Raw genomic sequence first — 15,572 nt, 5'->3', positions numbered from 1 at the left:
GTTTTAAAATCCAACATTAATACCAAAGGTCAGTGAACGGTATTGGGGGTAGGTACCCTGGTCAATTCCGATTCGTGCCACATTATCATTGAATGCGCTGGCTTCGGGGTCATAGCCGGTATAATTGGTGATGGTGAACACGTTCTGCGCCATCACATACATGCGGCAGGATCTTACTTTTAGCCTTGTGGCAAGGCCCGAAGGAAGCGAATATCCCAGTGTGATCGTCTTTAACCTCAGGTAAGAACCATCCTCAATCCAGCGGTTGGAGAACCTCCTGTTTCCTGCAGGATCGGCATAATTGACTTTAGGCATGTCGGTAACATCTCCCTCATTTCTCCACCTGCGCAACAATGCCAGCGATCCGTTAAAACCGGTGGCCGACTCTGCTGAATACCGTGTGCCGTTCACCATATCATTCCCGTAGGAGAACGTCATCAGGAAATTCAGATCAAAAGACTTGTACTTTAAGTTATTACTAAAACCTCCGGTAAAATCCGGCTGTGCGTTGCCTATAATCATCCGGTCATTGTCGTCAATTGTATTATTCCCGTTTACATCTTCAAAATTGAGGTCGCCTCCCCTGAATACATATCCGTTTATCCCGACGCTCGAGGTGGTCTTGTTTGTGGTATTATCTGAAGAATACTGGTATACGCCTGACTGTCTCCATCCATATAAGCTCCCTATGGGTTTTCCAACCTGGATAATGCTGTATGATACAAGAGAACCTGATAAACCCTGACCGCTGCCAACCAGGATATTACTTACCCCATCGTTTAATTTGGTTACTTTATTCCTATTGAGGGAAAGGTTAAAATTAGTGCTCCATGAAAAGTCCTTCTTGTCAATATTGATTGTATTCAGGTTAAATTCCAGACCCTTATTCTCCGTCGATCCTATATTTTTCAATACATTGCTAAAACCGGAAGTGTTCGGCAACTCAACTTTCAATAATAAATTAGAGGTTTTTTTCACATAGGCATCTGCGCTAAGTGTGATCCTTGAGTTGAAGAGCGAAATGTCGAGCCCTCCGTTATATTGAACCGTTGTTTCCCAGGTAAGATCAGGATTGGGAATGATACTCATATAAATGCCGCTCTGGCCGATATAGCTTCCGGTAGTGGCATACTGTCCCTGGGCGATGTAATCTTCGATATCCTGGTTACCTGTTTTCCCGGCACTGCCCCTTAGCTTCAGGTCATTCACCAGGGAAGACTCCTTCCAAAAGCTTTCTTTGGATATCCTCCATGCTCCCGAAATCGCGGGAAATAACACGTATCTCCGGTTTGCACCAAACCTCGAAGAACCATCCCGCCTGGCGGTCAGCTCAAACAAATATTTGTCGGCATAAGAATAGCCCAGCCTCGCAAATGTAGAGGATAAGCCGGAGGCCGATTCAGATGAATTTGCAGCTGTAGGAGTAACTGCGGCATTTAATGTTGAAATATTATTAGTCGCATAATCCTTTCCCTCTGCCCTTATTGCAAAAGAACTCCTTTCCTGCTGACTGTATCCTAATAGAGCGGAAACCTGATGACGGGAGATGTTGAATGAGTAATTAAGCGTATTTTCATTCACCCATCCCGTCACGTTTGATGAGAACGTTTGTCCGCTGGCTGTTCCGTTACGGACAGCGTCGGAAGGCTGAAAGAAGTTATCGAGCACCGATGCATAATTCAATCCGAAAGTAGTTCTGAAAACAAGCCGGGGAATAAAGGTGTATTCGCCATAAATATTCCCTGTGACAGAAGAAACTTCGTTCTCGTATTTCACTTTATTTGCCCAGTTAACGGGATTAATAAAACCTGAGACGTCACTGTTGTAGTAGGTTCCGTCGGCATTATAAATTGGCATAGAAGGCGATTTCTTCAAGGCAACCTGGATCAGTGACCTGTCGCCATCCTCTGTGGATACGCGGTTATTTTTATATCGTGATAATGCCAGGTTGGTACCCAGCTTCAATTTGCTGCTTGCATCATAATCAAGGTTCAGCCGCCCGGTACCTCTTTTGTAACCCGAATTAATCATGATACCATCCTGATCAAGATAACTTCCGCTCAGGGAAAACCGCAGCTTATTTTCACCTCCCCTGATCGCCATTTCATAGTTGGAGACGGCAGCCGTTTTGAACAGCGCATCCTGCCAGTCAGTATTATACAAGTTTCCAAGGCTATCGGGCAGAATCCAGCCGTAAACGGAACTCACGCCGTTATTCAAAGCATTGGCCCTTCCTTCCTGGACTAGTTCCAGGGCCTGCTGACTGTTCATGAGATCTACCCGGGTATTCTTATTGTCAGATTGAATCCCTCTGTAATAATTAAAGCTATAGCTGGTGGCGCCCTTCTTTCCCCGTTTTGTCGTAATTAATATAACACCGTTGGCGGCCCTTGAACCATAGATCGCCAGGGCTCCTGCATCCTTCAATACTTCCATTGATTCGATGTCGTCGGCGTTGATTGCTGAAAGTGCGGATGTCTTACTGCCACTAAGGCCGATCCCATTTAAGGTACCGGATTCTACAGGAACGCCATCTACAATATAAAGAGGATCATTGCCGGCATTGATAGAAGTTGTTCCTCTTACCCTGACTGTTACTGCGCTGCCGGGAGCGCCCGAATTCTGAACTATCTGAACCCCTGCCGCACGTCCCTGTATTAGCGACTGAGGTGTCGCTACAGGCTGGTTTTCTATATCTTTCCCTTTTACAGAAGAAACCGCGGCTATGACATCTTTCTTTTTTTGAGTTCCGTAGCCTACTACCACTACTTCTTCCAGAGCCTTTTTTTCAGGAAGCATCTGGACTGAAAGTGATGGCTGACCACTGAAAGAAATTTCTTTCGTTGTATACCCGACAAAAGTGAAGATCAGGATCACGTTCCTGTCTGCGGATTCAAGTTTGAACTTTCCGTCGACCGTGGTACTTGTTGCTACTGATGTCCCTTTTATTCTGACACTTACGCCGGGAAGTGATTCTCCATTTTCGTCTACCACTTTACCGGTTATATGCACAGGATCGGGTATTTTAATCGCCTCTTTTCCCGATGCTCTTTTGACAATTACGATATCTTCCTGAATTGTCCATTCAACCTTTTGATCTGTAAAGAAGGCATTTAATACTTCCTGAATTGTTGCCTTTCTGAACTCTGCATTTATTTTAGGAGCGTCTTTTACCAGATTCCCGTCGCAGATTACCTGGTAACCGGTTTGCCGGGTAATCTCCCTGAATACCGTTTTCAAAGACGCATCTTTCTGAATGAAAGTAATTTTCTGCGCCAGGCCTGAAGCGGCTGCCTGCGTTAAAACTACAGTCATGATGATCATGGTGAGTTTCATAATACGCCATATTTGGTTAGCACCGGAAGCCTGGAGCCCCGGTTTAAAAAGATCATAAAAAATCATAGATTTGTTAATTGGGTTTACTTATTGATTTTGACTGAACTATTAGATCATGGTAAGCTATCATACCAGGAGTGTTGGCGCACCCTGGTATTCTTACCTTAAGTAAAGATTCATTTCATCGCTTGTATACTCCTCCTTTCTGCTTTAAAATATAGGTCCTGTGGTTAGTCTCAGGATCGTAATACTTAAAAGTTACTGTTTTGAATGTTTACCAAGGTTATGACCTCTGAATTAACGGTCATTCCCTGCCAGCCATTTAAACCTGCCTTTCCTGATATACGGTTCAAAAAGAGGAGAACCCTGCTCTGAAATATTTTTTTATTGGTTGATGGAAAGTATAATAAGAAGCGTGGTAAAGACCTCGGATGCGACCAGTTCTGAACGTATAAAGCGGTTGGCTTTAAGCATATGATCGCTTACGGTAGATACGGAGATCCCGAGAATGCGGCTGGTTTCGCAGTAGCTTTTACCCTCAATCTTGCATAAGGTATATACTTGTTTTCTCTGGGGAGATAATTTTCCAATTGCCCTCCACAATAATTTATGACTTTCTTTAAAGTAAATATCCTCCTCAATATGAGAATATGACTCGTCATCTTCTGCTTTAAGATGAGCTTCAGCTTTTCTAACAACGACAGCCCTGCGGAAATAATCGTAGACAGAATGTTTGGCAACCTGATACAGATACGGAGCCCAGGGTTTGCCGGGCTGAATAAGACCGCGTTTTTCCCAAACCTTCACAAAAATGTCCTGGAGGATTTCCTGAGCAGCCTCCGGATCCTTGACCATCCTCAATATATTGAGGTAGACCTTTGCACTATGCTCCTGATATAACGCGTTAAAAGACTCTAAATCATCAGAATATATTTGCATACTCGCCCCGTTTCCAGCCAGCAGAATGCGATCAGACAGATCTCTTCCTGTTTTATAATTGGCTACTAAAATTCCAAATAACAACATCTTCGAAATGTTGTCATTCCGTTTACTAAAATAATTGATTAAAACCTTTTAGCAAAAGAAATAAAGAATCGGGGATAAATAATTTGCGTTTAGCGTGAAGTGAAAGCTCTTTTGCGGTAAGTGACAGGCATTTAAAAACCACAGCTGCATACAAACTTATACGCAGCTGTAGTTTCTGCCTTCTTCTAAAGGGCGGGCAGCAATTAATTTACATAACCCTCTTTTTTTAGCAGAGCGAGAGCCTCCATAAGCATAGCGCCGCTTAACTGTGTACGCAGGGCTGCCTTTCCATTTGATGGTGCTTCCCACCAATGATAGCCGTATAATACGACAGGAGTCTTAACAGTGCCTTTCGTCCAAAGGATCTCTGCACTGTGTTTCAGGAAGTTCACGTATCTCTTTTTGGTTACATCCGGCACATCTTTGTTCAGGATAAGCTGTGTGAGGTAACGAACAAAAATACCTTTAAAGAGATTAACGTCATGATCCTGCTGTTCAGCCCAATCGCTCAAAACACGGTTCGTTGAATTAACCAGGGTACTGGTGGCCCAGTCAGCAGTTTTCATAGCATCATTCAGATAGACTTTTTCTCCGGTGATCTTATAGTATTCCAAAGCGGCACCGATATAGGTACCTGCATTATATGTCCAGTCGCCGTTCTTATCATCTATTTTTTCAAATACACGTCCGGATTGCTGTACTACACGGTTCTCTTTTATCCAATTGTATATTTTGGAAAGCCAGTACAGATTATTATGTCCGTTTACAATTTCGGATTCTCCATATTTCTGCCAGCGCCTGGCTGCAATAATAGCTGCGGGGCCGTTAGACGGCACGCCTTTACTTTTGCCCTCCGGGGTATTTTCATGATTCCAGGGTATCCCTCCTCCGTCATCTTCATTCCAGCCGGCAACGATCCATTCCCATAATTGTTTGGCCGATTGTTCGTAACGGGCATCACCTGTAGCTTCGAATGCCCTGAGATGAGCCATACCATGCCAGCCCATATCATCGTAATAGTTATTGTAGAAACGACCACCGTTTTTGGCTTTCACCCCTTCGTAAAAGGAGTAGATCTTCTGTTTATAACTATCGTTTTTTGTTCTTTGATATGCGTCAGTGAGAACATCCAGGCCATGAGCCTCCGGCCAATAATCGTACTGACCGATGGCGCCAAAGTTGTCATTGTTAAAGTGATTCCTGGTGCTGTTCCAATAGGCATTCACAAACTGGGAACTGCTGCTGTCGGCAGCGGCTTCCCAGTTAACAGGGTATATTGGATTTCTCTCAATATACTCATCCTCTATTTTTCCGCAGGAGCTTAACATAAGCGCCATACCGGATATTGATATTAAAAGTATTTTCTTCATCTGTTATCTGATGCTTGATCTTCCGAGTGATAATGCATATTAGTAAAGCACTTCATAATAATACTTAGGACTATCTCCGCTAAGATGGAACACTATACTGCATTTAGGAACTGACCTGTTGGGGAACTTAAACGAATAATCCCACTGATTTTTATCTGTTGGATAAAAATACAGATCAAAATACGCTCCGCTTGTTGTGGAAGGAGGTTGATTGTCTTTGTTCTTGCTTCCGACTTTTTGTTCTTCTCCGCCAATGGTCATCCAGAAGAAATACCGGTCATCACTCCAATTCGTAGTAAAGTCAGGAACCAGATCATTTATTCTCCACACTCCTTTTCCCTGATAAGTTAATGCCGCTCTTTTCTGAGGAGTACACATAAAAAAGTCGAGTTTGGTAACTTCCTTAACCGATGCGGAAGAAGTGTTAAAATCGAGACTGATCTTATAAACGCCATCTTTAGAAACAACTGCTCCATCAGCATTTTCTTTAAAGGTAGTGCCCCCTGCATCAATTGAAAAAGTCCTGGAGACACTGGTCCTGGAATCAACGAAAGAATATTTTTTACCTGCAAGCAACTTCGTATAGATCTCAAATTCAGTTCCGCCTTCAAGACCTTTCACCATTAACGCATCTGAAAGGTTTGCACCGGCCTCAGTACCTTCGCCTGTGAGATATAAGGCTGCTGGCGATTCAATACTGCTGAGTCTGGTTATTTTGATAGTGCGGCTTTGTTTTGAAAGAACTTTCGTAAGGCCCCTTGATGATCTGACCGTCCATTTAAGCGTGCCTTCAGCAGACGTTGCAATACCGGACAAAGCACCAACCCTGTTAAGTATTTTATGTGTGATACTAGCACCTGTACTGATTCCATTATTGTCGGAAGGTACGGTATAAACCGGGTTTGAAAAGTCACCATCGGGTTTATCGAACAACACATCGTAATAGACAAGGCCATTATCCTGTGCCGTAGCTTTCTCCCATTCAAAATACAGGGATGATGATGCCGATGATTGCAATACTACGTTCCGGCCATCATTGGGAGAATAGAGAGCATTTACTTCTGTTACCGCTACTTCTTTAAATTCGTTGTCTTTATCGCAGCTGCTAAAAACAAACAACAGAAATAAAGAAACGGCCATTGAAAATATGTTCTTTTTCATTTTAGTAATTCGTTAAAGTGATCATTAGAACAGAGGTGTTCCTGTCCTTATTCTTAGTATCCTGGATTTTGTGTTAAGTTGGGGTTCAATATTCTTTCACTCCGCGGAATAGCCCAGAGGAAATCACGGTCTTTACTGAAATTGCCGGCCGGTAACTTGATATAATCGTAGGTACCGCTGCTTTTATCAAATTTTGCTCCTCTGGGAGTTTGTGTCAGTACCTGGTCAGCTATTTTCCATCTTCTGATGTCGAAAACCCTGAGGCCTTCAAGAGCAAGCTCAACCCTGCGCTCGTTGCGGATCACTTCGCGCAATGCGTCCTGATTACCTGCCGGAAGATCCATAGCCTTAGCTACATTATCAAACCCGGCGCGTTGTCTTAAACGTTTTATAGTCTGGTTCCAGACTGAAGCGTCCATCTGGCCCAGTTCGTTTTTTGCCTCAGCATACATAAGAAGGATGTCGGCAAAACGAATGATTGGCAAGTCGGCACTTGATTCCCAGGTCCCCTCCCTGTAAGTTGAAGGCGTAGGATCAGCAAATTTACGGTAATAGTAACCGGTTGAAGTTTGCGCTGTTCCTATCCCGGTGTATTTATCAGAGGGCTTTCCTGCAGGGCTGGTACCTTCGGGATGGATCACAATAGTGTACTGTGTCCCTGTACGATCGGTCCATTTCGCCCCGTCATACACGATAGTGGCATTCATACGGGGATCACGGTCTGCATAGTCGGGATTAGCAGAAGTCCACTTTTCGCCATTTTTCATCAGATAACTATCAACCAGTCCCTGGGTAGGCCCGGCGAGGTTCAGCCTGGCGTTTGCAGACATGGGTGCATAGTCCACCAGATTCCCCCATGTTCTGACGTCCGGCACAAACTGATAAGTGAGAATCATCTCGCTGTTATATTCATTTCCGGCCCAGAACATCTGCTCATAATTGTTAAAAAGTTCGTATGAGCCATATTGAGTGGAATTGATAAGTTTCCCTGCATATTCAGCTACTTTCTCCCAATTATTTTCATACAAGTAAGCCCGGGCATTCAGGGCTATTGCAGCTCCGCTGGTTATTCTTCCGTTATCTTTAGCTTCATACCCTTGTTTCGAGGGAAGAATTGCGGCGACCTCATCCAGCTCATTATGTATCCAGGCTCGTATTTCAGCCTGTGGTTTACGCGTCAAAAGCTTTGATTCTTCAAGTGTAATGTCTTCTGTAAAATGAGGAATGTCTCCATACCATGTGGTCAGATCGAGATAGAGCATTGCACGGATAAAACGAGCCTCAGCTTTTCTTCTCAGCCTTAATTCTTCGCTCATGGCGGTCACTCTGTCTACATTTTGCAGGAAGGTATGACAGGTTTTTATCCCGGCGTAGCTGTCACCCCACTCATTTTTAAACCGGGGATTTGAAGCATCCGCCAAGCCGGATACAATGATCTTCTCATCTATCGTCCCATAACCGTTGTACACATTATCACTGAGGATCTCGTTACTGAAGATGTAATTATTTGAAAACATTTGCCTGTAAGCCATATTAAGAACAGAGTTGGCCTTATCCTCTGAAGTCCAGTAGGTGGCGTCAGTAAACTTGTCGGCTGGTACAACATCCATCTTCACACAAGCTGTCAGACACAAACATAGCCCGGCAATTACACCTGTTCCGTATTTAATAAGTTTCCTTTTCATTTTGGTCAATATTGTCTGTTAGAAGTCGATATTTATACCACCACCAATATATTTCAGCACGGGGTAATTACGCCCGCTATTAGCCCCTGAAGCATTCATATTTGCCCCGAACTCGGTAGATTCAGGGTCGATAAACGAGTTCTTAGAAAAAGTAAGCAGATTCTGCCCACTTACAAAAACACGAGTCCTGCTCATGCCCAGGCGACCTGTAAGCTTTTTGGGGAGAGTGTAGCCTATCTGAATATTTTTCAACCTGAGATAAGCGGCACTGAAGATATTAAAATCAGATCCTTTGCCATAGTTATTGGTATAAGAAGCTGTACTGGGCGCAGTTAAACGGGGCCATTTGGCATCTGTATTTGCAGGGGTCCAGTAGTCGAGCTGATGTTCAAACATGACAAATGAGTATCCGCCGTGAAAAGGTTCGGTAATCTCTCCCCTCAATGCCATATCACGCTTACCTACTCCCTGCCAAAGCATATTTACATCGAATCCCTTCCACTGCATGTCATAGGTAAAACCGAAAGTAAATCTTGGGAAAGCATGTCCAAGGACATAGCGGTCGCTATCATCAATGATTCCATCGCCGTTCCGGTCTTTATATTTTATATCACCTGGTTGCGGAAGGACACCAACGGGAAGAGCTGAATTCTTAATATCTTCATCATTTTGAAATAATCCATCGGTCTTATAACCATAATAGCTATAGAGCGGCAATCCCACCCGGATAATACGTTCAATCTGATCAGCTTTTGAGATCTGTTCATTCCCTTCAAATTTTGTTACTTTATTTCTCGAATCACCGATGTTAAATCCGAAGGTATGACTAAAGCCATTATGCCGGAGATTGTAATTGACTGAAAGCTCCCAACCCTGATTCGCCATAGCCGCCAGATTAGCAAAAGGAACGGCCCCGCCTAAAGTAAGAGGGGTTTCGGGTTTCAGCAGGATGTCTTTCGTATTCTTATGAAAATAATCAAAAGATGTATTGAGCCTTCCATTAAAGAAGGAAGCATCCGCCCCGATGTTGAATGAAGTTGCCGTCTCCCATTTGAGATCTGGATTTCCGAACATATAACCGGTACCCGGAACTGAAACGTTATTGAACCCGTATTGATTAAGGTAAATATTGTAGGTAGTAAACGTCTGGTAATCGTCGGCTGTCTGAACGCCCAATTGTCCGTATGAGCCCCTGATCTTCAGGTCGCCCACCTTCTGTTTATAAACACTAAAGAAATCTTCTTCCGAAATGCGCCAACCGGCAGAAAAAGAAGGAAAAAAGCCCCACCGGTTGTTACTTCCAAACTTTGTTGAGCCATCATAACGAAAACTGGCTTCAGCATAATATCTGTCGTCAAAAGAATATCCGGCCCTGCCAAACCAGGAGTTAATACTACGCTCTGTTGTACCACCGGGTGTATTATAACTTGTGGCGTCTGTTATTGTTCCCTCAATAGGGATACCTAAAACAGGATCTACATATTGTCTTTTCAGTTCCTGCCGTAACTGCCTGTATGATTCATTGGAATAGCCAACCAAGGCTGTTACGTTATGATGAGAAGCGAAGGTGCGCTGAAAATCAAGCATCGCCTGTGTATTCAGAGAAGTTGCTTTCGCGCTGAAGTCTTCAATATGATAGGCGTTGGAATTGTTTTGATTGATAGGTGCAGGGTCTCCGGAAAGGCTGTAAACCGGCCAGTAAAACCTTCTGATCAAGCGGCTGTCCGGGCGAAGATCATATCCAATCACCCCTTTCGCCTTAAGTCCTTTTATAATTTCCAATTCGCCGTTTAAGCTAGCCTGAAAGTGATCATTGATTGTATTGATATATCCTCCATGCTCCAGGGCTGCAAGCGGATTACCTCCGGTGAGCACATCATTCGCATAATACTTTCCCTCTGCGTCCTTCAATACATAGGTATTATATACAGGGATACGGGATGCATCAGCTATCAGAAATCCATTATCTCCCTGGTAGGCTTTGCCATTATTCCGGTCGTACCATAAGATGGACGACAATTTGAATTTGCCTACCTGGGTGGTTAAATTAGAGCGCAGATTATACCGTCTGGCACCATAATCAGGCCCTTTGAAATTGCTTCGCTGATCATAATATCCAGTTGAGATCATATAGGTTGTATTGCTGGATCCTCCCTGGATACTTAAATTATAGTTCTGCTGCATTCCATCTTTCAGAATACCTTTCAGGAAATATTCGCTGTCACCCGTGGCAAACTGTGCGATTTGTTCGGAAGAATAAATAGGGTTTGATCCTGTGTTGACAAACGCATCGTTACGCAGCAGGGCATTCTGATAACCTTTTAATGGCTTAAGAAGTATAGAGGGATGCTGAGTACCCATAAGTCCGCTAAACTTCAATGTGGGTTTCATGTTCAGCTTTCCTTTCTTGGTAGTAACCAGCAGCACTCCGTTTGCAGAGCGGGATCCAAAAATAGCAGCACTGCCCGCATCTTTCAGAACAGAAATATTTTCAATATCGTTAGGATTCAGGTTATTCATCATATTGATGTCATCCGCAATGATCCCGTCTATGACCAATAAGGGGGAGTTGTTGGTAATAGTAGTTACCCCCCTCAGATTGATGTTCATAGTATTATCATTGGGGTTCATACTACGTTGCTGGATAACAAGATTCGCCGATGCGCCCTGCAATGCCTGGGTAAGATTGCTTACGGGCCTCTCTTCGATCTGGGTGGCTTTTATCTGATCAATTGCGCCTACCACACTGGTTCTTCTCTGTGTGCCGTAACCGATCACGACGACTTCTTCAAGTGCCTTTTCTTCGGGCTCCAGCCTGACAGAAATAAATGTTTGATTTTTTACGGGGATCTCTTTTGCCGCAAATCCGATAAAAGAGAAAACCAGCACCGCATTGTTATCGCCTACAGAGATCCTGAAGCCTCCGTTAATATCAGTGGAGGTCGCAGCAGACGTTCCTTTCACCCGCACACTCACCCCCGGAAGCCCCTCCCCCTTCTCATCCGTTACTTTTCCGGATATAGCAACCGGTAATACAGAGCCTCTGACCAGAGTTTCTGCATTTCCTGTTTTTTTCATCACAACAATTGTCTTTTTCTCAATGACAAACGTGAGCGGCTGTCCCGCAAAACATTTTTCGAGAACGACTTCAACAGGCACGTTTCTTACATCGATGCTAACAGGCTGGGTCTGCTGCAACATTTCGGTATCGTAGAAAAAGTTATAATCAGACTGTTTTTTTATCTTTTTAAAGACCTCTTCTATTTTGATGTTCTGCCCGGATAGACTTATTTTTTGCGCATACCCCGCAGCACTGACCTGTAAGAATGCTGCCATCAGTAAAACAATGGTTAGTTTCATGAGTAGCAGTAGTTTTAAGGGAATGCAGCTTCTGTAACTGCATATTAATCCAGTACAAATTTTATACATTTGTTTTAGGGTTATAATTATAAAATGTGTTAGCTCACTCTTTATGATCGGCCTTCAGGATACCAGGAGCGGGCCTAATCGCTCCTGGTTATTCCGGTCAATCTTAGGTAAATAATAATTGGAAGTATATCTATGGCATGACAATGACCCTCCTCTCTTCTATCCTGAAATGAATTGATTTTGTTAATTCCATTATTCTGAGGACCTCTGAAATATTCTCAGATCTCTGAATAGTCCCTGCGTATTTCCGGTGCTGAATATTTCCTTTATATTCTACGTCTACATCATACCACCGGGAAATCTTGCGCATAATGCTCTGAACGCTTTCGTTATCAAAAATAAAATATCCTCTTTTCCAGGCCATTTCCTGTTCGGTATCAACAGGCGCGACTTTAATATCTCTACCCACCCGCGCCTGTTGTCCGGGATGCAGGATCTCCGACTGTTTAATGCCTGTTTTGGAAACCTTTACTGCGCCCTCAAGCAGAGTAGTTTTCATTATCTCTTCATCACCATACGCATTGATATTAAAGTGGGTACCTAGTACACTTACCTGCTGTTCTCCGCTGACGACAATGAACGGGAGCCTCTTTCCCTTTCCTGCTGCTGAAGCTACTTCAAAGTATGCCTCACCCTGCAGTTCCACTCTTCGCTCCTTCGAGCTAAAAACAGCAGGAAATTTCAACATAGAGGCTGCATTCAACCACACCCTGGTACCGTCGGGCAGATCCACCTGGTACTGCCCCCCGCGTGGAGTAGTGATTGTATTGAAGATCAGGCTTTCCCCCACAGCTTTTTTTACCTGGCTACTCACCTGGTATATAAGCTGCCCTTCTTTACTTTTACGGATCGAAATATTTCCCTGGTTAACCAGGACTCCGTTTTCGGCACTGTCGAGGATGATACTGGAACCATCAGCAAGAGTGAGAACTGCTCTGTTACCACCGGGAAGGATATTGGCAGAATGAGCGCTCTCCTTCAGGCTTCCATGCTCTGTCTGCGAATGACCGAAATAGAGATAAAAACTGAAAGAAACGATAAGCAGTACTGACGCTGCCACAGCTGAAACACGCCTGAGGAAACGGATTTGTCTCCTTTTCCCGATCCCTTCTTTTTCATAAACTGTCCTGTATAGCCGTTCCCTCAGTTCTTCAGGATTTTCAAAAGATGTTTCTTCCAGGAGGGTGTCATCAAAAGAATGGTACCATTTGTTAAACATTACTTTTTCTTCCTCTGTAATGGTACCCTCCTGCCACTTTCTGGCAAGCTCCTGAATGATTTCCTCCCGCTTTCTTTTAGGCATTGGATTGGTTGTTTTCAGTATAGCCAACGCAAAACTTAAAATCCCTTAGTGATATGAAAAAAAAATTATTCTGTCGTGTCTTAGACAGTTTACAGGAGCCCGATTAACAGTGTCAATGCACTTCCAAAAGATCCTCTGAGTGTTTTACGTGCCTTGGAAAGATGGGCCTCGACTGTTTTCTCCGAGATCTGAAGTTCCTGTGCGATCTGGTGTTGTGTGTAATCTTTTTCGTATTTGAGCAGGAAAACAATACGGCATTTTTCAGGTAACAAACTTACTGATTGCTGAAGCTGATTTTTTAATTCCTGGAGATTTAATGATTCAATTGTTGAAAAGTCTGTCTCAGAAAAGGTAGACGAAGCTTCTTTTTCGAAGATGGAATGGCGTGCTTTTTTTGCGAGGCGGTTAATCACCTCGAATTTTACCGCAACCGAAAAATAGTGATCGAACCCTTTTGATAGTGTAAAGGATTCTCTTTTGCGCCATAGATTACAAAAGATATCCTGAACAACCTCTTCTGCTTCGATTGCATCTCTGAGGCGCTTCCTCGCAATTACGTATAGCCTGTCCCAATAACGGATATAGATTTCCCTGAAAGCAAATTCATCGCTTTTATTCAGCAATTTCGCTAAATCAAAATCAGTTAACCCGTGATAGTCCTGCATCAGTAAACGATTGCGCCGTATAAATGATTCTCACCCGATAGCTATATCAATAGGTGTCAAATTGGTTTTTTATTAAAAGTACTGCGAAATATTCTATATAACAAACATAGACAAAAACTGACACAGATCATCCTGCTGTATGTGTGCAAATTTACAGGATGTATTCAGAAAAATAAAGGCTTTAGGTTAGGGCCTGCAATCGGCCAATAAAAAAGCCCCGTACCAAACGGCACAGGGCTAAACCACATTATACTTATTTTGAAAATTTACAGGTATCTGTTAATCAGATTTTCCAGGTATTCCTGCTTTCCGCTCTTTGCAGCAGGCTCGCCTTTCTCAATCGCATAAGAACGAAGATCTTCGAGTGTTAACCGGCCATCTTCAAATTCTTTACCTTTTCCGCTGTCAAATGACGAGTAACGCTCCTGACGGAACTTTTTATAGTCAGACTTCTGAAGCACGTCATCTGCAATGATCAGGGCACGGGCAAAGGTGTCCATACCTCCGATGTGAGCGTAAAAGATATCTTCTAAATCAGTAGAGTTTCTCCTGATCTTCGCATCGAAATTAACACCGCCGCCTTTCAGTCCACCTGCTTCGAGGAATACCAGCATACATTCGGTAAGTTCATACACATTATTAGGGAACTGGTCTGTATCCCAACCATTCTGATAATCGCCACGATTTGCATCCATAGATCCGAGCAAGCCTGCGTCCGCAGCTACCTGCATTTCATGCTGGAAAGTATGTCCGGCAAGAGTGGCATGGTTTACCTCCAGGTTCAGTTTAAAGTCGTCAAGCAGATCATATTGACGAAGGAAACCAATAACGGTAGCAGCGTCATAATCGTACTGATGCTTGGTTGGCTCACATGGTTTCGGTTCGATAAAGAAGTTTCCTGTGAATCCGTTTTTCCGTGCATAATCCTTTGCAGTATGAAGGAAACGGGCAAAATGCTCTTGTTCACGCTTCATATCGGTATTCAGGAGGCTCATATAACCTTCACGACCGCCCCAGAATACGTAGTTTTCTCCATTGAGCGCGATAGTTGCGTCAAGAGCCGCTTTCACCTGTGCTCCTGCATGTGTCAATACATGGAAATCAGGATTGGTTGAGGCTCCGTTCATGTAGCGCGGGTTGCTGAAAAGATTGGAAGTTCCCCAAAGAAGCTTTACACCACTGGCAGCCTGTTTCTCTTTAGCATATTCTACAATTGCCTGAAGTCTTCTCTCATTTTCAAGAACGTCATTGCCATAGTCAACAAGGTCGACATCGTGAAAACAATAATAAGGCAGGTTCAGCTTGGTGATGAACTCAAATGCAGCGTCCATTTTATCTTTTGCACGCTCAACCGGATCGCTCTTCTTATCCCATGCAAAGAAATGTGAAGGGCCTCCAAACGGATCTGACCCATTTCCACAGAATGAATGCCAGTAAGCACAAGCGAATCTAAAATGATCTTTTAATGTTTTTCCGGCTACTACACGGTTTTCATCATACCATCTGAATGCAAGAGGATTGTCGGACTGAGGGCCTTCATATTTGATCTGGCCAATTTCTTTGAAAAACTCAGTTTCGCCTGAGAGAATATTTCCCA

At 43.6% G+C, this 15,572-nt stretch carries 9 protein-coding genes; all 9 read right to left on the bottom strand.

Annotated features, from left to right (window positions below; translation table 11 throughout):
* Positions 1-3 precede the first annotated feature (3 nt).
* Positions 4-3,336, bottom strand: a complete 3,333-nt coding sequence (locus DDR33_RS17805; RefSeq protein ID WP_158280793.1) for a SusC/RagA family TonB-linked outer membrane protein — start codon at positions 3,334-3,336, stop codon at positions 4-6.
* A gap of 384 nt (positions 3,337-3,720) precedes the next feature.
* Complete coding sequence (locus DDR33_RS17800; protein WP_109417155.1) at positions 3,721-4,362, bottom strand: RNA polymerase sigma-70 factor; 642 nt, start codon at positions 4,360-4,362, stop codon at positions 3,721-3,723.
* 203 nt (positions 4,363-4,565) lie between these two features.
* On the bottom strand, positions 4,566-5,699 hold the full coding sequence (locus DDR33_RS17795) for a glycoside hydrolase family 76 protein (protein ID WP_238387850.1): 1,134 nt from the start codon (positions 5,697-5,699) through the stop codon (positions 4,566-4,568).
* Positions 5,700-5,771: 72 nt separating this feature from the next.
* Positions 5,772-6,893, bottom strand: coding sequence for a SusE domain-containing protein (locus DDR33_RS17790; RefSeq protein ID WP_109417153.1), 1,122 nt, complete (start codon positions 6,891-6,893; stop codon positions 5,772-5,774).
* A 53-nt stretch (positions 6,894-6,946) separates the two neighbouring features.
* Complete coding sequence (locus DDR33_RS17785) at positions 6,947-8,578, bottom strand: RagB/SusD family nutrient uptake outer membrane protein (RefSeq protein WP_109417152.1); 1,632 nt, start codon at positions 8,576-8,578, stop codon at positions 6,947-6,949.
* 18 nt (positions 8,579-8,596) lie between these two features.
* Positions 8,597-11,938 (bottom strand): TonB-dependent receptor, encoded by a 3,342-nt coding sequence (locus tag DDR33_RS17780; protein ID WP_109417151.1) that lies wholly within the window; start codon positions 11,936-11,938, stop codon positions 8,597-8,599.
* Positions 11,939-12,137: 199 nt separating this feature from the next.
* Positions 12,138-13,310 carry a FecR family protein gene (locus DDR33_RS17775; RefSeq protein WP_109417150.1) on the bottom strand — a complete coding sequence of 391 codons (1,173 nt, stop codon included), beginning with the start codon at positions 13,308-13,310 and terminating at the stop codon, positions 12,138-12,140.
* An 89-nt stretch (positions 13,311-13,399) separates the two neighbouring features.
* On the bottom strand, positions 13,400-13,975 hold the full coding sequence (locus tag DDR33_RS17770) for an RNA polymerase sigma factor (RefSeq protein ID WP_109417149.1): 576 nt from the start codon (positions 13,973-13,975) through the stop codon (positions 13,400-13,402).
* A gap of 266 nt (positions 13,976-14,241) precedes the next feature.
* Positions 14,242-15,564: a xylose isomerase gene (gene xylA, locus DDR33_RS17765; protein WP_109417182.1), complete on the bottom strand. Its 1,323-nt coding sequence runs from the start codon at positions 15,562-15,564 to the stop codon at positions 14,242-14,244.
* Between the last annotated feature and the right edge of the window lie 8 nt (positions 15,565-15,572).

Origin of the sequence: Pararcticibacter amylolyticus (genome assembly GCF_003130405.1) — a bacterium.
GTDB classification, from domain to species: domain Bacteria; phylum Bacteroidota; class Bacteroidia; order Sphingobacteriales; family Sphingobacteriaceae; genus Arcticibacter; species Arcticibacter amylolyticus.
This window is presented reverse-complemented; position numbering and strand designations above follow the sequence as displayed.